This window comes from Ruoffia tabacinasalis (assembly GCF_005864045.1).
Taxonomy (GTDB): domain Bacteria; phylum Bacillota; class Bacilli; order Lactobacillales; family Aerococcaceae; genus Ruoffia; species Ruoffia tabacinasalis.
In genome coordinates this window covers 20,957-43,747 of the sequence record NZ_VBSP01000011.1, presented here as the reverse complement: position 1 = coordinate 43,747, position 22,791 = coordinate 20,957, and the positions used below count along the sequence as shown (strand labels likewise).

General features: G+C 37.5%; 25 protein-coding genes and 1 other annotated feature. Of the genes, 22 read left to right on the top strand and 3 right to left on the bottom strand.

The features are described from left to right. Positions 1–285 carry a hypothetical protein gene (locus FEZ33_RS04700; RefSeq protein WP_138404247.1) on the top strand — a complete coding sequence of 95 codons (285 nt, stop codon included), beginning with the start codon at positions 1–3 and terminating at the stop codon, positions 283–285. Positions 286–877: 592 nt separating this feature from the next. On the opposite strand, the gene FEZ33_RS04695 is transcribed toward FEZ33_RS04700, so the two are convergent. Beyond that, positions 878–1,819: a helix-turn-helix transcriptional regulator gene (locus FEZ33_RS04695; protein ID WP_138404246.1), complete on the bottom strand. Its 942-nt coding sequence runs from the start codon at positions 1,817–1,819 to the stop codon at positions 878–880. An 88-nt stretch (positions 1,820–1,907) separates the two neighbouring features. Here FEZ33_RS04695 and FEZ33_RS04690 point away from each other — a divergent pair, with 88 nt between their 5' ends. The 3 genes from FEZ33_RS04690 (at position 1,908) to FEZ33_RS04680 (ending at position 4,435) form a co-directional block, all read left to right on the top strand. Continuing rightward, positions 1,908–2,864: a quinone oxidoreductase family protein gene (locus tag FEZ33_RS04690; RefSeq protein ID WP_138404245.1), complete on the top strand. Its 957-nt coding sequence runs from the start codon at positions 1,908–1,910 to the stop codon at positions 2,862–2,864. 159 nt (positions 2,865–3,023) lie between these two features. After that, a complete protein-coding gene (locus FEZ33_RS04685; protein ID WP_138404244.1) occupies positions 3,024–3,572 on the top strand; it encodes a helix-turn-helix domain-containing protein in 549 nt (182 codons plus the stop codon). Further along, positions 3,509–4,435, top strand: coding sequence for an IS3 family transposase (locus FEZ33_RS04680; protein ID WP_138404243.1), 927 nt, complete (start codon positions 3,509–3,511; stop codon positions 4,433–4,435). Before FEZ33_RS04685 ends, FEZ33_RS04680 begins: the two co-directional genes overlap by 64 nt. Before the next feature lie 70 nt (positions 4,436–4,505). Here FEZ33_RS04680 and FEZ33_RS04675 read toward each other — a convergent pair whose 3' ends face one another. Further along, a complete protein-coding gene (locus FEZ33_RS04675) occupies positions 4,506–4,940 on the bottom strand; it encodes a PPC domain-containing DNA-binding protein (protein ID WP_171031283.1) in 435 nt (144 codons plus the stop codon). A 64-nt stretch (positions 4,941–5,004) separates the two neighbouring features. Continuing rightward, entirely contained in the window at positions 5,005–5,484 is a 480-nt protein-coding gene (locus FEZ33_RS04670) for a nucleoside deaminase (protein WP_235888769.1), read from the bottom strand. A 136-nt stretch (positions 5,485–5,620) separates the two neighbouring features. On the opposite strand from FEZ33_RS04670, the gene FEZ33_RS04665 reads away from it, so the two are divergent. The 18 genes from FEZ33_RS04665 to rplK all read left to right on the top strand — a co-directional run bounded on the left by FEZ33_RS04665 (position 5,621) and on the right by rplK (position 22,789). Then, positions 5,621–7,105, top strand: coding sequence for an alpha-amylase (locus FEZ33_RS04665; RefSeq protein ID WP_138404241.1), 1,485 nt, complete (start codon positions 5,621–5,623; stop codon positions 7,103–7,105). A gap of 296 nt (positions 7,106–7,401) precedes the next feature. Beyond that, on the top strand, positions 7,402–7,962 hold the full coding sequence (locus tag FEZ33_RS04660) for a dCTP deaminase/dUTPase family protein (RefSeq protein ID WP_138404240.1): 561 nt from the start codon (positions 7,402–7,404) through the stop codon (positions 7,960–7,962). A 35-nt stretch (positions 7,963–7,997) separates the two neighbouring features. Then, positions 7,998–9,362 (top strand): DNA repair protein RadA, encoded by a 1,365-nt coding sequence (gene radA / locus FEZ33_RS04655; RefSeq protein WP_235888772.1) that lies wholly within the window; start codon positions 7,998–8,000, stop codon positions 9,360–9,362. Positions 9,363–9,414: 52 nt separating this feature from the next. Continuing rightward, positions 9,415–10,533 carry a PIN/TRAM domain-containing protein gene (locus FEZ33_RS04650; protein WP_138404238.1) on the top strand — a complete coding sequence of 373 codons (1,119 nt, stop codon included), beginning with the start codon at positions 9,415–9,417 and terminating at the stop codon, positions 10,531–10,533. A 33-nt stretch (positions 10,534–10,566) separates the two neighbouring features. Further along, positions 10,567–12,045 carry a glutamate--tRNA ligase gene (gene gltX, locus FEZ33_RS04645; RefSeq protein ID WP_138404237.1) on the top strand — a complete coding sequence of 493 codons (1,479 nt, stop codon included), beginning with the start codon at positions 10,567–10,569 and terminating at the stop codon, positions 12,043–12,045. Between the two features lie 813 nt (positions 12,046–12,858). Next, positions 12,859–13,102: a binding site (T-box leader), on the top strand. Between the two features lie 79 nt (positions 13,103–13,181). Further along, positions 13,182–14,342, top strand: a complete 1,161-nt coding sequence (locus tag FEZ33_RS04640) for a 5-methyltetrahydropteroyltriglutamate--homocysteine S-methyltransferase (RefSeq protein WP_138404236.1) — start codon at positions 13,182–13,184, stop codon at positions 14,340–14,342. A 3-nt stretch (positions 14,343–14,345) separates the two neighbouring features. Then, positions 14,346–15,086 carry a cyclase family protein gene (locus tag FEZ33_RS04635; RefSeq protein ID WP_138404235.1) on the top strand — a complete coding sequence of 247 codons (741 nt, stop codon included), beginning with the start codon at positions 14,346–14,348 and terminating at the stop codon, positions 15,084–15,086. 163 nt (positions 15,087–15,249) lie between these two features. Further along, entirely contained in the window at positions 15,250–16,671 is a 1,422-nt protein-coding gene (gene cysS, locus FEZ33_RS04630) for a cysteine--tRNA ligase (RefSeq protein ID WP_138404234.1), read from the top strand. Between the two features lies 1 nt (position 16,672). Then, positions 16,673–17,077: a Mini-ribonuclease 3 gene (locus tag FEZ33_RS04625; protein WP_138404233.1), complete on the top strand. Its 405-nt coding sequence runs from the start codon at positions 16,673–16,675 to the stop codon at positions 17,075–17,077. Position 17,078: 1 nt separating this feature from the next. Next, positions 17,079–17,885 carry a 23S rRNA (guanosine(2251)-2'-O)-methyltransferase RlmB gene (gene rlmB / locus FEZ33_RS04620; RefSeq protein WP_138404232.1) on the top strand — a complete coding sequence of 269 codons (807 nt, stop codon included), beginning with the start codon at positions 17,079–17,081 and terminating at the stop codon, positions 17,883–17,885. A gap of 11 nt (positions 17,886–17,896) precedes the next feature. Then, a complete protein-coding gene (locus FEZ33_RS04615; RefSeq protein ID WP_138404231.1) occupies positions 17,897–18,430 on the top strand; it encodes an NYN domain-containing protein in 534 nt (177 codons plus the stop codon). A 61-nt stretch (positions 18,431–18,491) separates the two neighbouring features. After that, positions 18,492–19,085 (top strand): sigma-70 family RNA polymerase sigma factor, encoded by a 594-nt coding sequence (locus FEZ33_RS04610; protein WP_138404230.1) that lies wholly within the window; start codon positions 18,492–18,494, stop codon positions 19,083–19,085. A gap of 113 nt (positions 19,086–19,198) precedes the next feature. Further along, positions 19,199–19,351: a 50S ribosomal protein L33 gene (gene rpmG / locus FEZ33_RS04605; protein WP_138404229.1), complete on the top strand. Its 153-nt coding sequence runs from the start codon at positions 19,199–19,201 to the stop codon at positions 19,349–19,351. Between the two features lie 14 nt (positions 19,352–19,365). Further along, the gene (secE, locus tag FEZ33_RS04600; RefSeq protein ID WP_138404228.1) at positions 19,366–19,539 is read left to right on the top strand and encodes a preprotein translocase subunit SecE; all 174 of its coding nucleotides are present in this window, start codon (positions 19,366–19,368) and stop codon (positions 19,537–19,539) included. Between the two features lie 128 nt (positions 19,540–19,667). Next, a complete protein-coding gene (nusG, locus tag FEZ33_RS04595) occupies positions 19,668–20,213 on the top strand; it encodes a transcription termination/antitermination protein NusG (protein ID WP_138404227.1) in 546 nt (181 codons plus the stop codon). 38 nt (positions 20,214–20,251) lie between these two features. Further along, positions 20,252–21,055: a TspO-related membrane protein gene (locus tag FEZ33_RS04590; protein WP_138404226.1), complete on the top strand. Its 804-nt coding sequence runs from the start codon at positions 20,252–20,254 to the stop codon at positions 21,053–21,055. 123 nt (positions 21,056–21,178) lie between these two features. After that, positions 21,179–22,222 carry an acyl-CoA thioester hydrolase/BAAT C-terminal domain-containing protein gene (locus FEZ33_RS04585; protein WP_138404225.1) on the top strand — a complete coding sequence of 348 codons (1,044 nt, stop codon included), beginning with the start codon at positions 21,179–21,181 and terminating at the stop codon, positions 22,220–22,222. A gap of 141 nt (positions 22,223–22,363) precedes the next feature. Then, complete coding sequence (rplK, locus tag FEZ33_RS04580) at positions 22,364–22,789, top strand: 50S ribosomal protein L11 (protein ID WP_138404224.1); 426 nt, start codon at positions 22,364–22,366, stop codon at positions 22,787–22,789. The last annotated feature ends 2 nt before the right edge of the window (positions 22,790–22,791 follow it).

The window sequence follows — 22,791 nt, the reverse complement described above, 5'->3', positions numbered from 1 at the left end:
ATGAATGATATATTACTACGAGCAATTAATATTATTTTTAATATACTACCTTGGACTTTAATAATAATACGGCAATCTTTTGATTGGGCTTTGGAGGATCCAATAGCAACTTATTTAATTATAGGATATATAATTTTCATGATATTAGGAGGTATATTTTCATTAGTTTCCAAAAAACTCTCAAACTCTTCTAACACTTTTTTTAATGCTTCTATTTTAATTAATGTTGTATATCTTATAGTAGGGATAGTATTAGCTCTATTAATAGTTAAAACACGTTATTAAACTCTGACTAGTTCACTTTCTTCAACACTTGGACTTCATTAGATTTTCTTAATTTTATATTTTCATGCTATTCCAAATTCATAGTTAATAGCGCAAAAAATTTGAGTCGATAGTATTTTCGACACAGACAGCCGAATATACTAAATAATAAAATTGTTTCTGAGCAATATAAGTATGAGCTGGATTCCTACTATTTGTTAGAAAAGAAAGGATGGTAGTCTTAATAGCATAGGTGACGAGTGGGAAGGTAAGCGCCTAATAGTGTTAGGTGCTTAGAAAATTCACCTCATAATTGGCTATAACCGCTCTATCAACAAGAATGGTGTTTCATATTTGGTGATAACCACTTTATCGCCAAGAATGGCATTTCATAATTGGCGATAACTGCTCTATCCACAAGAATGAAATTTCATATTTTGCGGTAACCGGATTATCGACAAGAATGAAGTCTCATATTTTGCAAAACTGATTTATTGTCCAATAGGTGACAATAGAGCATATCCAGGTAATTTTAGCAATAGGCGATATTCTTAGTGGCTCAGGTGTCACAAGTATACCGCCTATTTAATTGTCTTATGAATGAATCCTTTTCTTAAGAATAATGTCTTAAAGTTTGCTCTAGCTCCAGACGAATATAGTCAACAACTTCCACTGGCTCCTTCACTTTTGCATTCGTTCCTAATAGAAGGAAGTAATTCGCAACAAAAGCAACTTCTTCTTTAGCAATCTGCATATCAATATGGGCTGAGTCTTCGTGGATAAGGGTGATATTAGCCTCTAACCATGGTTGACTCACGCATTGCCTTATGCCTTCCCTATTCAAGTCAACATTAAGGTGGAGGTCCTCCTCCGTGTTAGATGTTGCACGATCTCCTAACCAATTCTTAAGCGTCGTCACGGGCGTAAATTTTTTGCCTGTATCTTCCAATGATAGGATTCGGTCCAATCTAAAGACTCTAAGCTCATTATAGTGAGAGTCATACGCAAGCATATACCAAAAGCCATCATATGCATAAAGACCAATCGGATTCACTTCTCGATGGCTATCCTGTTTCTTAGATTGATAAGTCATGTCCAGACTATGTTTTTCAATGGATGCCTGTATGATCTCCTTAATGAAGGGAGAAGATAGAGCACGTTTAGGATTCCAGAAAGATAGGACTGAATCGAGTTGCTCAATATGATGTTGGGTTTCAGTAGATAGTGAAGTATAAAGTTTTCGAGAAACGGACTGAATATCAAGGTCAAAAGGCAAGGATGTATAGTATCTAAGTGATTGAAAAGCAAAGAATATAGCAAAGGCCTCGTTCTCATTAAAGCTAATGGGAGGCAGTAGCGAATTATCAAGGATACGGTAGCCTCCATGCCGACCATGTTCACTATAGATTGGGACCCCCATCTCACTTAATTCTGTGAGATAGCGATAGGCTGTGCGCGTTGAGATATTGAATTCGTTAGCAACATCCTCAGCTGTAAAATGGCGTTTGATTTTCACATAAGTCATTAAATCAAATAATAATGTTGTCTTTGACATGACATCACTTCTTTCTATTAATATGACAAGTTCTGGCATAGTTTAAGTGTATGCTTATATTAATAATACATGATGAGGAGAAATGCAAATGAAAGCAATCGTTTTAGATAGTTTCGGAAGTGTTGATGAATTAAAAGTGAGAGAGCTTTCCATCCCCACGGTGGAAGAGAACGAAGTATTAATCAAGCTAGACTATGCTGGAATCGGCTCTTGGGATGCTTTCGAAAGAGAAGGTGGTTATGACGAGATGTTAGTAATGAATTCTAACTTCCCCTATATCTTAGGGTCAGAGGGTTCAGGTACAGTATATGGAAAAGGTGATAAAGTGAGAGACTTAGAAGTAGGAGATACAGTATATGCAACAGGGTTCTTGAATCCAAAAGGCGGATTCTATGCAGACTATGTCGCGGTTGGTGCGGAAAAAGTCTTTAAAGTTCCACAATCTACCTCGATGGAACAAGCCGGTGTCATCTCAGGTGTCGGCTCTACGGCCTTACGGGGCCTAGAAGATATCATTAATCTTCAAGCCAATGAATCGATCTTAATCTTTGGGGCAAGTGGCGGTATAGGCCATCTAGCCGTTCAAATAGCTAAAAATATAGGAGCCAATATCTTTGCGGTTGCTTCTGACGAGGATGGAGTTGAGATGGTCAAGAGCTTAGGAATTGACTCTGTTGTTGATGGAAGAAAAGATGATCTTGTGGCCTTGGCAAGGGATTTTGCTCCGGAAGGATTCGATGCGGCGTTAATAACTGCGGGTGCTAAAAGTGTGGACGCACTACTGGAATGTGTTCGAAAGGGTGGTCGTGTAGCCTATCCTAATGGAATAGATCCGATTCCCGATGACAAGCCTCATATTGAGTTAAAGGGTTATAATGGTGACCCAAATTCAGATCTCTTACAACGATTCAATAGATGGCTTAATTCAGGTCAATTAAGTGCCAATATCGATAAGGTATATCAGATGGAGGAAGCGATACAAGCACATAAAGCTCTCGACGAGCATTACTTAGGGAAGTTATGTTTTAAGGTGAGTGATGATTAGGCTTTGTCTTAATCGTCATAATTTAAATGAGTGTTGACAGAATGAATATGAGATCATAAGTTTTACACTTAACATCATCAAAAAGAGTCCTAGTCACTACATTATGAGGTGACCCCCGAAAGTTAGAGTTAAAAATCTAACTTTACGGGGGTCATTTTTATGTCAAAAAAATATTCATATGAATTTAAATTAAATATTGTTGAAGAGTATTTAAATGGGGAGTTAAGTTATACCTTACTCTCTAAGAAATATCATATTTCAACGTCGAGTCTCATTAAAACATGGGTCAACCAATTCAAAACCATGGGGAAAGAAGGTCTTAGAACTAAACGAAGAAAAGAATCTTATCCTTTAAATTTCAAGCTAAATGTTTTAAGATTTAAGCAAGACACGGGTGCTTCCTATAGAGATACAGCGAATACTTTCGGTATCGGTGAGCCATCAATCATAGCTAATTGGAAGAATCAATATGAAAAATATGGTACCCAAGGTCTGAACAAACCGCAAGGGAGACCGCCAAAAATGCCTAAATCAAATCCAAATCAAGATAAAAATGAAACAAATAGCTTCAAATATGATGACCAAATTAAGCAAGAGAACGAATTACTAAAGAAGGAAAATGAGTATTTACGGATTGAGTTAGAATACCTAAAAAAGTTAAAAGCGCTGGGCTTGGAAGACCCACGCGCAGACAACAAGCAGAAATAGTCTATGACTTAACCCAAATAGGCTTTAAACTCAAAGATATTTTGTATGTGACTGAGTTGCCAGAATCAACCTACCACTATCATATCGGGAAGAAAACTGAGAGTAATAAAGATAAAGAGATCGAAGAACTCATTCAAACGATTTTTAAAGAGAATAAGGAGCGATATGGTTATCGACGTATTACGGATGAATTAAAATCCAGAGGCTACGAAGTTAATCATAAACGTGTCCTTCGTATCATGAGAAAATTAGGGTTAAAATGCCTCAAATTTACAAATAGATCTCGTCGATACAACTCTTATAAAGGAACTATCGGTAAAGTCGCTAAAAGCAAAATGAATCGTCGCTTTACGACACCCAATCCATTACAAAAACTTGTCACAGATATCACAGAGTTCAAATGCATAGAGAATGAAAAGTTGTATTTAAGTCCTATTATAGATTTGTATAACCAAGAAATCATCGCTTGGGAGATATCCAATCATCCCACATTAGATATAGCGATCGAACCTTTAAAAGCAGCTATCGAAGTCATTAAAGAGAATGCAGTCTATCGCACAACCTTGCATAGCGATCAAGGTTGGCATTATCAACATAATGCATGGATAAAAACATTGAAACAACATGGTATTTTTCAAAGTATGTCTCGGAAAGGAAATTGTCTTGATAACTCACCTATGGAGAATTTCTTTGGCATCTTAAAACAAGAGATGTATTATGGAGAAGACTTACTCTCGTATACAGAGCTAAAACAACGCATCGAAGACTATATTTATTACTATAACCATGATCGAATTAAACAAAAATTGAGTGGCTTATCTCCGGTTGAATACCGAAAACAAGACACTCAATTGTCTGCTTAATATTTAATTGAATAAACTCCAACTTTTGGGGTTCACTACACGCTCAAAAGAAGCAGCCTTGCTATTTTGTTTATTTATCAAAGTTTAATACGTTTAGACCCGTTTCGTCATCAACGGAACGTTCAACGGTGCCGTTAATAATATGGATAAAGATTTCGCCTGCAGCACCAATAACGGCTTCATCTAAATCTCCAGCAAAAGCATCTCCTTTACTATTACCCACAATTGCATGGAAATGCCCATAATATTCGCCATCCATTTGAGTGACGTTACCTAGCAAGGAAGTTAACTCTAAAAACTCATTAAATTCATTAATCTTATAATCCGAAGTGTCAAAATTATAAATGCCAATCGAAGCACTATCTAAGCCTCCGATACCATTCACTGTTGCGAGCGTTACATTTTCTTTTTCACAAACCGCTTGAATGGATTCTTTTACCTTTTCTCCGCGGTCTAAACGTAAAACGATGGTTTGATCAAAGCGTTTGTAATTTATAACTATCACTCCTCTTATCAACACGATAAGGGAATTAAGTTTCAAACTCAATGAAAAGGGTTTCGTGAATGGGTTATTGGGAATGAAGTTGAATATGCAATTGACGAACAGCTTCAGCTAAGTCTGGATCAGGGCCATCAACATTTGCGTCGCGGATGACTTCTTCAATCGGTAGGTTATAAACAGGCGATGGGTCCACATTAAGTTCTTCTAGCCAGGTTGCTAGTTGCTTCGAAGAACTTGCATAGACAATCCGGTCCAAACCAACCCAAGCATGGGCAGCTGAACACATTGGACAATGCTCACCCGAAGTATAGACAGTTGCTTTTGCTCTTTCTTCTGGTTTCATATTTTGCGCAGCCCAGCGCGCAATCGCAAATTCGGGATGTTGTGTATGGTCGCCGCCCGAGACATGATTATAATCTTCAAATAAAGTTTCCCCATCTTCAGAAATAAGGACCGAACCGAACGGTTCATCGCCTTTTTCTAAGGCTAATTGCGCTAATTCAACACAACGATTTAAATATTTTTTATCATTTTCTGTAATCATCATACATCACTGCTCCTTTAATTGATTATACCAAAGAAAGGTAAATTACTTTCAATAATGCCTATTAATGTTTGCTTTTGGAATATTATGGTAAAATAAATATAATTTCAATATCAACTTAAAAGAAGCGAGGTATACAATGAATAATTTAAACAGTGTATTAATGCAGTATTTCGAATGGTACTTGCCAGATGACGGAAAACATTGGCAACGTTTAAAAGATGACGCAAAACACTTAGCTTCAATTGGGATTACGTCGGTTTGGATGCCACCAGCCTTTAAAGCAACAGGGACAAATGATCCAGGTTATGGTGTCTATGATATTTTTGATTTAGGTGAATTTGACCAAAACGGAAGTGTTAGAACTAAATACGGAACAAAAGATGAATATTTAGATGCTATTAATGCGTTGAAAGAGAACGGCATTAAGCCAATTGCAGATATCGTCTTGAACCATAAGGCAAATGGAGATAAAAAAGAGACCTTTACTGTAATGAAAATGGATCCAGAAAATCGCCAACAACCGATTTCTGAACCTTATGAAATTGAAGGCTACACGCATTTTAATTTCCCAGGACGTAATAAAAAATACAATGATTTTGAATGGCATTGGTATCATTTCTCAGGGCTCGATTATGATGCGCGTAATGACGAGACAGGAATCTTCCAAATCCAAGGTGAGAATAAAGGTTGGGCCGACAATGAAAATGTTGATGGCGAAAAAGGGAATTTCGACTTTTTAATGTTTTCTGACATTGATTTTGATCACCCTGAAGTCATTCAAAATGTTAAAGATTGGGCGAGTTGGTTCATTGAAACCACTGGTATATCTGGGTTCAGATTGGATGCGATTAAGCATATCGACAGAAAAGTTGTGGCAGATTTAGTATCTATTTTAACGGATGCAATGGGGGCAGAAAACTTCTATGTATTTGGTGAGTATTGGGTAGCCGACTATGACTCAAAAGTAGGCTATTTAGAAGATATTGAATATGGCTTTGATTTAGTAGATGTTAAACTTCATATGAACTTCTTTGATGCAAGTAAACAAGGGGAGGCCTATGATTTAAGCCAAATCTTTGATGGAACGCTGATGAAAGAAAATCCGTGGTATGCAGTAACCTTTGTTGAGAATCATGATACGCAACATGGGCAGTCATTAGAAAGCTTTGTAGAAGATTGGTTTAAACCGCTTGCTTATGGTATTATACTCCTAAGTGAATCTGGCTTACCTACGGTCTTCTATGGAGATTATTACGGTGTCGAAGGTGAGTTTGGTCAAACAAGTTTTCAAGAAATCATTGATAAGTTATTATTTATTCGCCGAACGTTTGCGTACGGTGATCAATATGATTACTTTGATGATGCGCATGTTGTCGGCTGGACTCGTCAAGGGAATGAAACTTTCCCAGATGGTTTAGCTACAGTTATTAGTAATAATAGCGGTGGAGAGAAACGTATGCAAGTGTCGACTGCCAAGCCAGGTGAAGTGTTTGTGGATTACTTAGGCCATCATGATGGTGAAGTAACCATTGAAGAAGACGGCTGGGGAACGTTCCCAGTAAATGGTGGCTCCATTTCAGTTTGGGCACCGCGAGATATTGAAGAACATTTAAATAAATAAAATTTACCAATTTAAAAGACAATATAAAAACCAAAACCCTGTATGTTTGTTAGACAGATTAGCGTATAATTTGTACCAGCTACATCTAACATACAAGCGGGTTTTTGGTTTTTATTTGAATGAGTAAACTTCACTCTAATCCAGATATAATGAAGTTCATAAATGGTTTAACATATTATAATACTTTATAGAGAGACATTCATAAATTAATCATAGAAAAAGAAATGCTTAGTCTCCATTTAAGGGCTGAAATTTGTTAGAATAGAATATAAGAAACTGATAGAAAGAGGATGACCATGACAGAAGAAAAATTACGTGGCTTTGAAGTAGTCAAAGCGTATTATGATAAAGATATTCAAATCCCACAACGCTCAACCACGCATGCGGCAGGATATGATATCGAATCAGCCGAGACAATTGTGATTCCAAGTATGGTGAAGCAATTACTCGGTTATTTTGCTGACGAATTCAGAAAAATCTTTAACATTGCACCAACGAAGCCAACTGAGACTGAGGAAAATTCAACTCTTTTGAAATCAACACTAGTGCCGACAGGACTTAAATCGTATATGCAAGAGGATGAGTACTTACAAATTGTGAACCGTTCAAGCAATCCTCTTAAACGCTTTTTAAGCTTGCCGAATAGTATCGGAATCATTGATCAAGACTATTATAATAATGAGAAGAACGAAGGACATATTTATGTTCAACTCATTAACTATGGTTTAACAGATTTCACGATTAAAAAAGGTGATCGTATTGCTCAAGGAATCTTTACGAAGTTTTTAAAAACAGATGGCGATGAAGGTGGCTTAACTCAACGTACAGGTGGGTTTGGTTCTTCAGACACTGAATAAATAAAAGGAGGATCATCGTGGCTAAAAAGAAATTAATGTATGAATGTTTAGCTTGTGGTTATGAATCTCCTAAATGGCTAGGTAAGTGTCCAAGTTGTGGTGCATGGAATCAGATGGAAGAAAAACCAGCTGATATTGTTGCTGCAGAGGGTAAAGACCAAATAAATGTCCAAACATCGAAGCAACGCCAAGAAGGTAGCGCTTTAAAATTAGACGAAATTGAATATACTCAAGAAGATCGAATGAGTACTGACTTTCAAGAGTTTGACCGAGTCCTCGGTGGCGGGGTTGTTGAGGGTTCACTCGTATTAATTGGTGGAGATCCAGGAATTGGTAAATCAACACTTCTTTTACAAGTTGCGATGCAACTCGCTCAAAAGCAAAAGATTTTGTATGTTACAGGTGAGGAAAGTTTTTCTCAAATTAAGATACGTGCAGAACGTTTAGAATTAAATAACGATAATTTCTACTTGTTAGCTGATACGAATTTAGCTTTAATTGCCCGTGAAATCCAACGTTTAGAACCAGACATGGTCGTGATTGACTCTATTCAGACAATGTCGATACCTGATCATACAGGAGTTGCTGGCTCTGTGTCACAAGTCCGTGAAGCGACCGCAATTCTAATGCGTATTGCTAAGTCAAACCGAATCGCAATTTTTATTGTCGGTCATGTAACTAAAGAAGGCAATATTGCTGGACCTCGTATGTTAGAACATATGGTAGATACGGTCTTATACTTTGAAGGTGAGAAGCATAACCGCTTTAGAGTCCTTAGAGCAGTAAAAAACCGTTTCGGATCAACAAATGAACTCGGTGTGTTTGAAATGTTAGACGTTGGATTGAAAGAAGTCGGTAATCCGTCACAACTCTTCTTGGAAGAACGAATTCCTGGAGCAACAGGATCAACGGTAGTTGCGGCCTTAGAGGGGACGCGGACCATCTTAGCTGAAGTTCAATCGCTCATGACACCGACTGTCTATGGGACTGCTAAGCGAACAGCGAGTGGGATTGATTATCAACGTATATCACTGTTACTTGCAGTGATGGAGAAGCATTGTAGTCTCTTAGTTCAAAACCAAGACGCCTTCTTTAAGATTACAGGTGGTATAAAATTAGACGAGCCCGCGATTGATTTAGCGATTGCGATGAGTATCGCTTCAAGCTATTGGAATAAGCCCACACAAGTGGATGATTGTTATATTGGTGAGATTGGCTTGACTGGAGAAATCCGCCGCGTGAGTCAAATCGAAGAACGTCTAAAAGAGACGGCTAAATTAGGTTTTAAACGGGTCTTTATTCCAAAGAATAATTACCAAGATTTAAAAGATGTTTTTGACATTGAAATTGTTCCTGTCAAAACCATTCAAGAAGCTGTAAGAAAAGTATTTCCACGCTAGCTACGTGAAAGTAAGATTATTAAGAGTCAAAATATGTTTAGGAGGTGACATAATGTATAAGAGAATTATTATATTTTTATCCATTATTATTGGATTAAGTTTTGGGGTATCTGTTGGTCCGCATTTGTGGGCAAATTTAAATATTCGTTTAAGTTACTTAAGTAATCCTTATATTAATGCTATTATTTTTGGCCTATTATTCATTCTATTGGGTACATTGACAGCCCCATTAATAGAGAAATCAGTGAAACGACTTATGGAAAAAATTAATCAATTATCAATTTCAAATCTAGTCTTAGGATTAATTGGAATTTTAATCGGTTTAATCTTAGGGTATTTAATTGCTTTGCCTTTTGCATCATTAAATATTCCTTTTGTTTCAGAAGTTTTACCTGTCGTATTATCAGTGACACTTGCCTTAGTAGGTTATAATACAGCAACTAGTCGTAAAGAAGAGTGGCAGAATTTCATTGGACAGTTTAGCAAGCCAGTAGGCGAAAAAGAGGAAAGTTCAGACAATCAAGTGTTAGAACGTAAGGCAGATGAGACGTTTAGAAAGTATAAATTACTCGATACGAGTGTTATTATTGATGGGCGGATTGCGGATATCGTTCACACAAACTTCTTAGAAGGTGTGTTAGTGATACCAAACTTTGTTCTTCAAGAGTTACAATATATTGCCGACTCTGCTGATTCATTAAAACGTGCCAAAGGACGTCGCGGACTTGACATATTGAATGAATTGCAGAAAAATGAAGTAGTACCGATTGAATTTTATGAGGGTGACTTCGAAGATATTGATGAAGTCGATAGTAAACTTGTTCGCTTAGCTAAATTAATTGATGCAGCGATTGTGACGAATGATTTCAACTTGAATAAAGTGGCTGAATTCCAAGCAATTCCAATATTTAATATTAATGAATTAGCGAATGCAGTTAAACCGGTATTAATCCCTGGTGAGGAACTGGAAGTATTAGTGATTAAAGCGGGTACTGAACGTAAACAAGGAGTAGCCTATTTAGAAGATGGTACAATGATTGTTGTCGAAGAAGGACAGCACTTTATGAATGAACGTATTTCTGTTGTAGTCACAAGTACCATTCAAACAGCAGCAGGGCGTATGATTTTTGCAAAACCTACACATTCAAGTGGTAGAATTGAAAGTAAATAAAATTAAATTAAAGATAAAAGGAGTTTGAATCGAATGAGTTCTAAAATTCGTGTAAGATATGCACCAAGTCCAACAGGAGAATTACATATTGGGAATGCGCGTACAGCGTTATTCAATTATTTATTTGCTCGCCATAACGGGGGAGACTTTATAATTAGAACGGAAGATACAGATACTCGCCGTAACTTAGATTATGGTGAAGCGAGCCAGTTAGATAACTTAAGCTGGTTAGGTATTGATTGGGATGAATCCCCATTAAACCCGGGTGAATATGGTCCATATCGTCAATCTGAACGTCTAAGCATTTACCAACCATTAATCGATCAATTAATCGAAGAAGATAAAGCATATAAATGTTATATGACTGAAGAAGAGTTAGAAGCTGAGCGCGAAGCACAACGTGCACGCGGAGAAATGCCCCACTATGGCGGACAACACTCTAATTTAACTCAAGAGGAGCGCGACGCATATGAAGCGCAAGGACGTGTTCCAGCGATTCGCTTCCGAGTTCCTGCAGACGAAGTCTATGAATTTGAAGATATGGTTAAAGGGAAAGTAAGCTTTGAATCAAAAAATATCTCAGGTGACTGGGTTATTCAAAAGAAAGATGGTATGCCTACTTATAACTTTGCTGTTGCTGTGGATGACCACTTTATGGAAATTTCTCACGTTTTACGTGGTGACGACCATATTGCAAATACTCCAAAACAAATGATGATTTATGATGCGTTTGGTTGGGAATATCCAAAGTTCGGTCACATGACATTAATTGTTAACAGTGAAACGAACAAAAAATTAAGTAAACGTGACGGTGGAATTTTACAATTCATCGAACAGTACCGTCGTTTAGGTTACTTACCAGAAGCAATGTTTAACTTTATTACGTTATTAGGTTGGTCACCAAAAGGTGAAGATGAAATCTTCTCTAAAGAAGAATTTATCAAAATCTTTGATGTTGATCGTTTATCAACCTCTCCAGCCGCGTTTGACGCGAAGAAATTAGATTGGATTAACAATACTTACGTTAAAGCTGCAAGCTTAGATGAGATTGTTGATTTATCATTACCTCATTTACAAGAGGCTGGTTTGATTGACGGTGAACCTGATAAGAAAGAAATTGAATGGGCGCGTAAATTAGTAAGCTTATATCACGACGAAATGTCATACGGTGCACAAATCGTTGATTTATCAAGTTTATTCTTCAATGATGATTTACATATTGATGAAGCTTCAAAAGAAGAGCTAAGCCAAGAGACAGCTTCTGTTGTTATCGACGCAATGGCTGAGAAATTAGAAGCTTTACCAGAAGCTGAATTTATTTCAGAAAACATTAAACCGTTAATGAAAGAGATTCAAAAAGAAACTGGCGTTAAAGGTCGCAAGTTATTCATGCCTATTCGTATCGCTGTCAGCGGACAAATGCATGGTCCAGACTTACCAAGCGTGATTGAAGTTTTAGGTAAAGAAAAAGCGTTAGATCACATTAAACAAGTGAAAACTCAAATGAATTAAGCATATTTTGAATACAAGGATCCGACGCTGTCGGGTCCTTTTTATTTTGAAATTATTTCATATATACCAGTGAGAAGGGTTCGGTGACCGTAGTGGAACGTCTTCAGCTAATCCCGTCGACTTACGTCGAGGGATTGATCTTCCGTCTCGCTGTACTACTGAACCCTTACTTCGCTCTGCTCTTACGGTTTCAAGTGCGGCTAGTCCTCCTGTTACTACGGTATCTCACTCTTTTCACTTTCATAAACTCACTCTGTGATAATAATTTTAAATAATATATTTCTCTAGATTACTATTCAGCATGTTGAAACGACATCAGAGAATTCATGTGCCATGCAAAAGACGAACTACCGCATTAGATTCTGTACGAACGAAGTGAGTTACAGAATCAATAGGTAGTCGAATCGTAAGCTCCTTTACAAAAAAAGATTTTTGTAAAGAGCTGAAGAAGTTCCCATGTCTTCAATGAATTCCCTGATGGAGTGAAAAGATGCGTATTTATTAGAATACACTTCAACATATTGAAGTGACAGCAGGGAATTCATGAGCCATGCAAAGGACGAACTACCACATTAGATTCTGTACGAACGAAGTGAGTTACAGAATCAATAGGTAGTCGAAACGTAAGTTCTTTTACAAAAAAAATTTTGTAAAGAGCTGAAGAAGTTCCCATGGCACAATGAATTCTTTGCTTGAACGAAAATATGACTATTCACAAAGCTTTTATAAACAATTATGAGATATTGAAAAGATTTCGCTTGACTTATTCTTATTTAAGAGTTAAATTATAATCAAATACTAATCAAGATTTAAAGAAACACATCGAAGAGAAGAGTACTTACTGAAGACATGTAAAGAGAGCCCGGCTGGTGAGAAAGGGTCTAGTTAAAGGTAAGGAAGATGAGCTCTAAGTGGCTAGCATGGTTAACGCTATCTAGACGGGTGCAACCGTTACATTGCCGAATCTCAGATAGAGTTAGTTTGTCTGGTATTGTTGAGGCAATCGTTGTAAAACGATTGTAAATTAGGGTGGTAACACGGATAATCCGTCCCTTTGTTTTTATAACAAAGGGGCGGATTTTTTTATTACCATAAATTCTTTGATTATATGATTTAAAATATTAGGAGGAACACACATGACTACTTTTACAAAACGCACACGTTCACCATTTCGCTATGATATTGTAGGAAGTTACTTAAGACCAGAGGAGTTAAAAGCAGCTAGAGCAAAGTTTGCTGAAGGAAAAATTACACAAGCAGAGTTAAAAGACGTTGAAGATAAATTCATTATTGAATTAATCAAAAAACAAGAAGAAGTTGGACTTAAAGCAGTGACAGATGGTGAGTTTCGCCGTAGTTGGTGGCATCTTGATTTCTTCTGGGGCTTAAACGGGGTTGAAAAAGTTAACGACGGTGGTTATCAATTCCACGGTGAGTATACTCGTGCCGAAACAGCTCGATTATCAGGACCAGTTTCAGGTGAAAATCATCCGTTTGTTGAGGATTTTAAGTTTGTTCGTGACCATGTGTCCGAAGGTATTGAAGCAAAACAAACTTTCCCAGCACCAGCTCAATTACTTGCTGAATTATATCGTCCAGAAAATATCGAAGCAACTCAAGCGGTATATTCAAGTGAAGAAGCTTTAGTTGAAGATGTAGCAAAAGCTTACCAACAAGTTATTCGTGATTTATATGACGCTGGCGCTCGTACAATCCAATTAGATGACTGTACATGGGGGATGATTGTATCAGAGAACCCTGAAGGTGTATCAACTAAATCACAGTTAAACTCAGATAATAAGGAAGAAAGAGAAAAAGCTGAAACACGTCGAAAATTAAAAGAGCTTTATATCACTGCGAATAATAAAGCACTAGAAGGTGCACCAGAAGATTTAGTTATTAATACCCATGTATGTCGAGGAAATTATCACTCAACGTGGGCAACTGAAGGTGGTTATAATGAAGTTGCACAACCTTTATTTGACCGAGGAAATTACGATGCTTATTTCTTAGAATACGATACAGACCGTGCGGGTGGATTTGAACCATTAGAGCATGTATCGGATGACAAATATGTTGTTCTAGGTTTAGTGACATCAAAAGATGGCGAATTAGAAGACCGAGAGACATTAATTGAACGTATTCATGAAGCGGCAGAATTTGTTCCCTTAGAACGCTTATGTCTAAGTCCACAATGTGGTTTTGCTTCAACAGAAGAAGGGAATATCTTAACAGAAGAACAACAATGGGATAAGATTCGTTTAGTTCAATCGGTTGCTGAAGAAGTGTGGGGATAAACTATGACTCAAACTGATTTCGCTCAACTATTATTAAGCGCTAAGCGAGTTGATTTAAGCCATCCTGTCTCAAATGAGATTCCAAAGTTTTCAGCCTTAGAAATTTTAACGGAGAAAGTCATCTTTAATATTGATCCAGATGGATTTTATGCTAAAGAATATACATTACCAAGCCAATACGGTACCCATATTGATGCGCCGATTCATTTTGCGACAGGCAAGCGTACTTTAGACGAGTTAACTGTAGATGAGTTGATTCTTCCATTATATGTGTTGCATTTTGAAGAGAAAGTCGAAGTGGATGCTGATTTCACAGTGAGTGTAGCAGATATTCAAGCCTATGAACAAGAGCATGGGCAGATTCCAACTGGAAGTTTTGTGGCCTTTTCAAGTGGCTGGTCTAAACGTTGGGAAGATCACAATGCTTTCTATAATAAAGATGAGTCAGGTGTGAGTCACACGCCCGGTTGGTCAGTGGAGGCTTTAGAATATTTACATAAGGAACGTCAAGTGACTGCCATTGGACATGAGACTTTAGATACAGATAGTGGTGTCGATTATGCTCGCGCGGGGTCTCTTCCTGCAGAATATTACTGGCTGGCTTTAGATAAGTATCAGGTCGAAGTGATGAATCATTTAGATCAATTACCGACTCAAGGAGCCGTAATTATTGTCGCCCCCGTGAATATTGTCGGATCACCAGGCTTTAGTGTTCGTGCTTTTGCTTTAGTACCGAATGAATAAGTACACCGAATAATCATTGAACCATCACTAAGCGCAAGCGTTTAGGTGGTGGTTTTTCTTTATATAGGAAGTTTGAACAGAAGAATCTTCCACATTCTCTCCATAGGTAAACGGCGGTAATTATGATAAGATATGAATACATTAAATAAAGGAGTCAATAACAATGAGTATCCAATTATATAATACATTAACTAGACAAAAAGAAGTTTTTACACCACAAAAAGAGAACGAAGTGACATTTTATGTCTGTGGACCCACTGTATATAATTATATTCATATCGGGAATGCTAGAAGTAGTGTGGCATTCGATACAATTCGTCGCTATTTAGAGTACCGTGGCTTTACTGTTAACTATGTATCAAATTTTACCGACGTTGATGATAAGATTATTAAAGCAGCTAAAGAAGAAGGTTTAACACCTAAAGAGGTGGCAGATAAATATATTGAAGCCTTTATGGAAGATACGGGTGCTTTAAATATTAAGCCTGCAAATAAATATCCACGCGTGATGGATCATATTGAAGACATAGTGGCTTTTAATGAACGTTTAATTGAAAAAGGCCACGCCTATGAAGCCGATGGGGATGTGTATTTTAGAACGGATTCTTTTGAAAAATACGGTGAACTGTCTCATATGTCATTAGATGAATTGCGTGTTGGGGCAAGTGAGCGTACAAATGATGAAGAAATCGCGCGTAAAGAGAATCCAATTGATTTTGCTTTATGGAAGAAAGCTAAAGACGGTGAGATTAGTTGGTCGTCTCCATGGGGCGAAGGACGTCCGGGTTGGCATATTGAATGTTCAGTAATGGCGACGAAACATTTAGGCCATACATTAGATATTCACGCAGGTGGGCAAGACTTAGAATTCCCTCACCATGAGAATGAAATTGCTCAATCAGAAAGTCATTATGATGAGACTTTTGCGAATTACTGGTTACACAATGGGTTTGTGACGTTTGGTCAAGATGAAGAGAAGATGAGTAAATCTTTAGGTAACTTTGTTTTACTTAGAGATTTAATTAATGCGGTAGATCCAATGGTTGTCCGTTATCTTCTAGGAACGGTTCACTACCGTCGCCCATTGAAATATGATGATGCGGCTTTAGAAGATGCGCGAAACAACATTGCGCGATTAAGAGAAGTATTACGCCGTACAAATTACCGCATAGACCAAACAGAAGAGACAACCGAAGTGCAAGATTCTGACTGGTTAAACCGAGTAAACGAGATCGAAACATCGTTTAAAGTCGCCATGGATGACGATTTCAATGCAGCAAATGGTATGACAGCAGTGTTTGAACTGGTTAAAGTGATGAATCACTACCTTGAAGAAGAGACGGTTGAAAAAGTCGTTCTAACTGAAATGAAACAAAAATTAAATGAACTATTAAGTATCTTTGGCCTAGTTCTTGAGAAAGAAGACTTAGTTGATGAGACAATCCAAGCTTTAATCGATGAACGTAACCAAGCACGCGTCGATCGCAATTTCCAACGCGCTGATGAAATACGTGATGAATTAAAAGCCCAAGGAATACTACTAGACGATACGCCACATGGAACACAATGGAAACGAGAGAATTAATATGAATGAAAAAGCAAACTTACTCAATGGTGCAGCCTTAGCCTATATAGGAGACGCTGTTTACGAAGTCTTTGTCCGTGATTATGTCTTAAGTAAAGGCGAGACAAGCCCGAATAAATTACATAAAGCAGCCGTTAAATACGTCGAAGCACGTGGGCAAGCAAGAGTGATGCAACATTGGTTATCTTTTGATGACTACTTAACTCAAGAAGAGATTACGATGTACAAACGTGGTCGAAATAATAAAGCCAATACAAAAGCTAAAAATGCATCGATCGGAGATTACCGCCAAGCGACTGGCTTTGAGTCACTTGTTGGCTGGTTACATATGAGCCGTAAATTTGATCGCCTACAAGTACTTCTACAGGCAGCCGTTGATTATATCGATGAGAATCAGGAGGGATAATATGTCTGCGAAGCCAAATAGAAAAAATAACGACCCCAAAAAATCAAAGAATAACGAAGAAATATCACAGGATTCCGAATTTCAGTATGGAAAACACGTTATAATCAATTTATTGGAGTCAAAATCACAAATAAATAAACTATTTCTACAAAAGGGAATTTCAGGTCCAGCAATTACTGATATATTAAATCTAGTGAAGCAACAAGGCATTGTATTCCAAGAGGTTCCCAAATCGAAACTCGATGATATGACAGATAATGCAAATCACCAAGGTGTTGTTGCCACTGTACCACCATTTGAATATTCGACATTGAATGATGCGTTTGACTTAGCTGAGTCACAAGAAGTGCCACCTTTCTTCCTTATCTTAGATGGAATTGAAGATCCGCATAACTTAGGCTCAATTATCCGAACGGCCGATGCCGTAGGTGTTCATGGAATTATTATTCCGAAACGCCGCGCCGTAGGTCTTACAGGAGTCGTTGCGAAGACGTCAACCGGAGCGATTGAACATGTGCCGGTGATTCGCGTAACGAACCTTTCTCAAACAATCACTGAGTTAAAAGAACGCGGTGTTTGGATCTTTGCGACAGCTATGGAAGGCGAAGATATGCGAACTTGGAACAGCGAAGGAGCGATTGCACTTGTTATCGGTAACGAAGGGCAAGGCGTATCACAAAATATTCTAAAAAATGCAGACGGTACAGTAACTATCCCGATGATTGGACATGTGCAAAGTTTAAACGCAAGTGTTGCAACAGCAATCCTTGCTTATGAAGTTGCCAGACATCGTATTCCAAAGATGTAAGGAGCGATAAAATGCGCAGAAAAGAAGTTCTCTTCGTGGATGGCTATAACATGATTGGTGCTTGGCCTGAATTAGAGCAATTAAAGAAACGCGACGAAATTCAAGGCGCCAGAGATTTGCTATTATTTGAACTTTCAAACTATCAAAAGTATCGAGATATTGAGGTCATTGTGGTGTTTGATGCACAATTTGTCCCAGGAATTACCTCAACGTTTGAGGAGTTTAATGTCACTGTTGTCTTCACACAAGAAGGGGAAACAGCAGATAGTTATATTGAACGGACAGTCAAACAGCATATAAATGCCCTGACTCGAGTCGTGGTCGCAACGAGCGATGCAGCCGAGCAGTGGATGGTCTTTCAACAAGGTGCTCTGAGACAATCAGCTAATGAGTTACTAATGGAAGTAAATTACGCCAAATCACAAATTAGAAGCGATGTGAGTACTTTTTATGACTCTCGTATTCGAAGGCGAAGTCCTTGGGATGTCACTCATTTAGAGAAATTGGACCGATTACGAGAAGAGATTGAAGGGCAAAGCGACTAATACCACTAAGACATAACTTTATCTGTTTCATCCTATTTTAAAACAGGAAGGATACAGAGCGATGAAGACAATGACCATTGAAGCGTTGGTTATAGGATTAAAGAAAGAATTTAATACAGATGTTTTTGAACATATAGTGAATAGATATGTACCTTTATATAAAAGTTGTTTTAATCAGATCAAAGTTCCTAATTATGATTTAGAAGATTATTACCAAGAAGCACAAATTATTATGTTAGAAGCCATCGATATGTATGATCCAGAAAAACAACACCGATTTTCAGGCTTCTTTAAATTATTATATAAGAACCGAATCATTAATCTTTGTCGTGCTGACCAGGCTTATAAGCGTGGTGGAGGTATTAGAGAGTTGTCACTTGAATATCAAAGTAATAAAAATCAAAGTGAAATCAATCTGTTAGATCAAATTGAAAATCATTATCATATATCAGCTCAAGATATGATTGAATTGAAAGAAGTCCATAACTTATTTATTGATTCATTGTCATCTCTAGAACGTAAAGTATTCTTCAATTATCAAAAAGGTGACAGCGTTAGAGAAATAGCGAAACAATTGGTCATTAGCGAAACCCAAGTGCAAAGTGCCTATGATCGATGTAGGAAGAAGTTAAAGGACTCATTCTCTCTTGAATAACATTTGTAATTATAAATTAGATAACTTATGCAATCAATGCTTGACAATTGTAGGTACTTTTCATTATGATTTATTGAGATGTAAAGTTGAATCTATAATAGGAGGGGTTGCATATGGCACAGAGAAAAGCAGCTTTGGCATGTACAGAGTGTGGCCAACGCAATTACCAAATGACACCGACACAAACGGGTCAATCTGTTCGTCTAGAACTTAAAAAGTTCTGTCGATACTGTAATAAGCATACAATACATAAAGAAACTAAGTAGATAGGTGGATAAGAATGAACTACATTAAATCAGTCGGAAACGAAATGAAAAAGGTAAGTTGGCCATCAGTTAAAGAAGTCAATCGCTTTACTTGGATTGTTGTTATCTTTGTCGTTATTTTCGCATCTTATTTTGCATTAACCGATGAAGTATTCTCGTCACTAATGGATTGGTTATTTAGTGTTTAATTAAAAAGAGCGTGATTTCTAGTTTTTTTATAGTAATCATTGAATGATTAATGGTATACTTGACGCAAGGAACGAACCTACTGTTTTGTAGGTTTTTTATTTTGAGAATTTTTTGAAAGGAGTTCAATATGGAATCAAATAAAGCATGGTATGTTCTACATACTTATTCAGGATATGAAAATAAAGTTAAAGAAAATATTGATTTACGTAAAGATAGTATGGCAATGGGGGAGAATATCTTCCGTGTGGTTGTCCCTACACAAGATGTCACAGAGATGAAAGACGGCGAACCGAAAACTAAAACACAAAAAACTTTCCCAGGTTATGTCTTAGTTGAGATGGTTATGTCAGATGATGCGTGGTTTATCGTTCGTAATACACCAGGGGTAACAGGTTTCGTTGGCTCGCATGGTGCCGGAAGTAAACCAGCACCACTTTTAGATGAAGAAATTGCCTACATTCTAGGTGACGGTGAACAACCTAAAGAAATTATCGACTTAAATATCAATACGGGTGATCGTGTTGAAATTACAGACGGTGCCTTCTCAGGTCTTGCTGGTGTTGTTGAAGAAGTGAATGAAGAACATCAAAAAGTTAAAGTTCTTATTGAAATGTTCGGTCGTGAAACAGTGGCTGAATTAGAATTCAATCAAATTAAAGAAGAAGAACTGTAGTAAGTAACTAAATCACGATAGTTAGGAGTACACACTATATGAATTCATTTCATAAATATTATCGTTGGGCTGTGCCAGTATTCTTCGCATTGTTACTATTATTAAACTATTTGAGTGCGGCAGGGATTATCTTACCAGCAACTCAAGCAGAAGTTTCGGATAAATATGTGAATTTATTTGCACCCGCAGGCATTACTTTTTCAATTTGGGCTGTGATTTATATCGGTATGGCATTGACCATTAGTATTGATTTTATCCGTCCAAAAGGGGATCGTTTCGGTGCGCTTTACCGTCAATTGATTCTACCTCGAATGATAGAATGGATTGCTTTAAATATTGTCTGGATTATTTGTTGGAGTAATGAATGGTTACTTGCTTCACTGATTGTTATTTTATTATATACAACAAGAATTATGAAAAGTGTTGAGGCCATTAGTGCGACACCCGTATTAAGAGAAACCCCTTGGTTTTTAAAATACCCAATGGGTATACACTTCGGTTGGTTATTAGTAGCGAGTATGGCTAATTTAACCACTTATACTGTAAGTCAAGGTGTTGATTTAACCGGTATGATAGGTATTATTTGGACGGTTGCTTTAATGATTGTTGTTGCAGCACTTTCAGCTTATTACTACACAAAGTTAGGTAATGAGATGATTATGCCAGTAGCATTATGGGCCATCCTAGGGATATTTATTAAACATAGTCCGTTTTCATCATTTGAATATAAAAGTAATATCGTCATGTATGTAGCTGCAGTCCTTTTTGTGATTAGTGCCGTTGGATTCGTTCAACTGTTTCGACTACAAAAAGAACAACGAGCTAAAAGAGCGAATAAATAAGTTAAAAGATGAATCTAATCTAGGTTCATCTTTTTTTGCGCTTCTTCGGATACGCTTTCATTTATGGTAAAATGACTATAACAAGGTCACTCAGTTTTCTTAAGAGAGAGTAGGAGACAGATTATGAGACTCATATTAAAAGTTTTACTCCGGATTGTAGTGATTGCTATTCTAATCACGGTTATTATCTTCGGAATACGTTGGGTTCAAACGAATCGGTATAGTGAGTATATTGCAACGGATGAAGAAAGTGTCTATGTCGAGCCAGCCAATTTAACGTTTTATGAGACAAAACAAGCCAATATGTCAGTTGAAACTATCGAAGAAGGCTATGTTAATGGCTTCCATCTTGTTCCAGATGAAATTTTAGCTGAGGGAGCGATCTTCACCTTTGGGGGTTCCGAAGGTTCGCCCAATTATGAGTTAGCGGTTCAATTGGCAAATGAAGGATACGAAGTTTACAGTTTATTCTTTTTCGGACCAGGTGAATTACCTGAAAGTATTCATGAAGTTCCCCTCGATTTCTACCAAGAAGTCTTAGCTTATCACGAAGAACATAGTCAATCGGACGGTCCTATCACAGTCTTAGGTGCTTCTAAAGGAGCGGAATTAACTTTAAACTTAGCTACCATCTATGAAGAGATTGATCACATCGTATTATATGCACCGTCTGCTTATAATTTCTTCTCACTAGACCAACAAAATGCAGACGCCAGCTCATGGTCTTACCAAGATGAGCCATTGCCGCATTTGAGTAATCAATCAGGTAGTATGATAGAAACAATGCAGATGATTGCAGGCTTTATCACCTATACACCGGTGTCATATCAACCAATTTATGACAGTGTGATTGAAGGAAGCGAAGCAGAGAGTCTAGAAGCAGCTCGCATTAAAGCTGAAGAATTTACAGGGGAAGGAATTATTTTCGCCGGTGGCGACGATTTAATGTGGAATTCAAGTCAAATGGGTGAAGCGATTATTGAACAGGCAAACCAAATTGAATTACACAATTATCCAGAGGCAGGTCATTTATTCTCAAATAAAAGATATTTAGGAGACTCTGCAGGATTGATTGCCTTAGGTGGGAATGATGAAGCCAATCAAGCCGCTTTAGAAGAAAGTCATGCCATTTTGTTAGAGAATTTAGCTAATTGGCATAATAAATAATAAAAAATGTAGATTAGCACTTGCAATATGGAATAAACATGGTATACTATTTCGGTGCGCAAGAACGCACACTGAGTGGGAGGAGTGAAGCTCACTCCGTAAACCACATCACGAAAAAAATTTTACAAGGAGGAATGTTTCGTGGCTAAAAAAGTCGTAACACAAGTCAAATTACAAATTCCAGCGGGACAAGCAAGTCCAGCGCCGCCAGTTGGTCCAGCATTAGGTCAAGCGGGAGTTAACATCATGGCGTTTACTAAAGAATTTAACGCTCAAACACAAGATCAAAATGGGATGATTATTCCAGTAGTAATCGATGTGTATGAAGACCGTTCATTTAGTTTTATTACTAAAACACCACCAGCTCCAATCTTACTTAAAAAAGCAGCTGGCTTATCTAAAGCTTCTGGTGAACCAAACAAAAACAAAGTTGGTTCAGTAACAAAAGCACAAGTACAAGAAATTGCTGAAATTAAAATGAAAGACTTAAACGCAGCAGATGTAGAAGCTGCTATGCGCATGATCGAAGGAACAGCTCGTTCAATGGGAATCACTGTCGAGGGCTAAGC

What these genes read in the sequence shown, in the direction of transcription:
- cysS (WP_138404234.1), top strand. Translation starts at nt 15,250, where the DNA reads ATGAGTATCCAATTATATAATACATTAACTAGACAAAAAGAAGTTTTT.
- FEZ33_RS04625 (WP_138404233.1), top strand. Translation starts at nt 16,673, where the DNA reads ATGAATGAAAAAGCAAACTTACTCAATGGTGCAGCCTTAGCCTATATA.
- FEZ33_RS04585 (WP_138404225.1), top strand. Translation starts at nt 21,179, where the DNA reads ATGAGACTCATATTAAAAGTTTTACTCCGGATTGTAGTGATTGCTATT.
- FEZ33_RS04590 (WP_138404226.1), top strand. Translation starts at nt 20,252, where the DNA reads ATGAATTCATTTCATAAATATTATCGTTGGGCTGTGCCAGTATTCTTC.
- gltX (WP_138404237.1), top strand. Translation starts at nt 10,567, where the DNA reads ATGAGTTCTAAAATTCGTGTAAGATATGCACCAAGTCCAACAGGAGAA.
- FEZ33_RS04700 (WP_138404247.1), top strand. Translation starts at nt 1, where the DNA reads ATGAATGATATATTACTACGAGCAATTAATATTATTTTTAATATACTA.
- FEZ33_RS04660 (WP_138404240.1), top strand. Translation starts at nt 7,402, where the DNA reads ATGACAGAAGAAAAATTACGTGGCTTTGAAGTAGTCAAAGCGTATTAT.
- FEZ33_RS04695 (WP_138404246.1), bottom strand. Translation starts at nt 1,819, where the DNA reads ATGTCAAAGACAACATTATTATTTGATTTAATGACTTATGTGAAAATC.
- FEZ33_RS04690 (WP_138404245.1), top strand. Translation starts at nt 1,908, where the DNA reads ATGAAAGCAATCGTTTTAGATAGTTTCGGAAGTGTTGATGAATTAAAA.
- FEZ33_RS04640 (WP_138404236.1), top strand. Translation starts at nt 13,182, where the DNA reads ATGACTACTTTTACAAAACGCACACGTTCACCATTTCGCTATGATATT.
- radA (WP_235888772.1), top strand. Translation starts at nt 7,998, where the DNA reads ATGTATGAATGTTTAGCTTGTGGTTATGAATCTCCTAAATGGCTAGGT.
- FEZ33_RS04610 (WP_138404230.1), top strand. Translation starts at nt 18,492, where the DNA reads ATGAAGACAATGACCATTGAAGCGTTGGTTATAGGATTAAAGAAAGAA.
- rpmG (WP_138404229.1), top strand. Translation starts at nt 19,199, where the DNA reads ATGGCACAGAGAAAAGCAGCTTTGGCATGTACAGAGTGTGGCCAACGC.
- FEZ33_RS04615 (WP_138404231.1), top strand. Translation starts at nt 17,897, where the DNA reads ATGCGCAGAAAAGAAGTTCTCTTCGTGGATGGCTATAACATGATTGGT.
- FEZ33_RS04685 (WP_138404244.1), top strand. Translation starts at nt 3,024, where the DNA reads ATGTCAAAAAAATATTCATATGAATTTAAATTAAATATTGTTGAAGAG.
- rlmB (WP_138404232.1), top strand. Translation starts at nt 17,079, where the DNA reads ATGTCTGCGAAGCCAAATAGAAAAAATAACGACCCCAAAAAATCAAAG.
- FEZ33_RS04650 (WP_138404238.1), top strand. Translation starts at nt 9,415, where the DNA reads ATGTATAAGAGAATTATTATATTTTTATCCATTATTATTGGATTAAGT.
- FEZ33_RS04670 (WP_235888769.1), bottom strand. Translation starts at nt 5,484, where the DNA reads ATGATGATTACAGAAAATGATAAAAAATATTTAAATCGTTGTGTTGAA.
- FEZ33_RS04635 (WP_138404235.1), top strand. Translation starts at nt 14,346, where the DNA reads ATGACTCAAACTGATTTCGCTCAACTATTATTAAGCGCTAAGCGAGTT.
- FEZ33_RS04665 (WP_138404241.1), top strand. Translation starts at nt 5,621, where the DNA reads ATGAATAATTTAAACAGTGTATTAATGCAGTATTTCGAATGGTACTTG.
- secE (WP_138404228.1), top strand. Translation starts at nt 19,366, where the DNA reads ATGAACTACATTAAATCAGTCGGAAACGAAATGAAAAAGGTAAGTTGG.
- nusG (WP_138404227.1), top strand. Translation starts at nt 19,668, where the DNA reads ATGGAATCAAATAAAGCATGGTATGTTCTACATACTTATTCAGGATAT.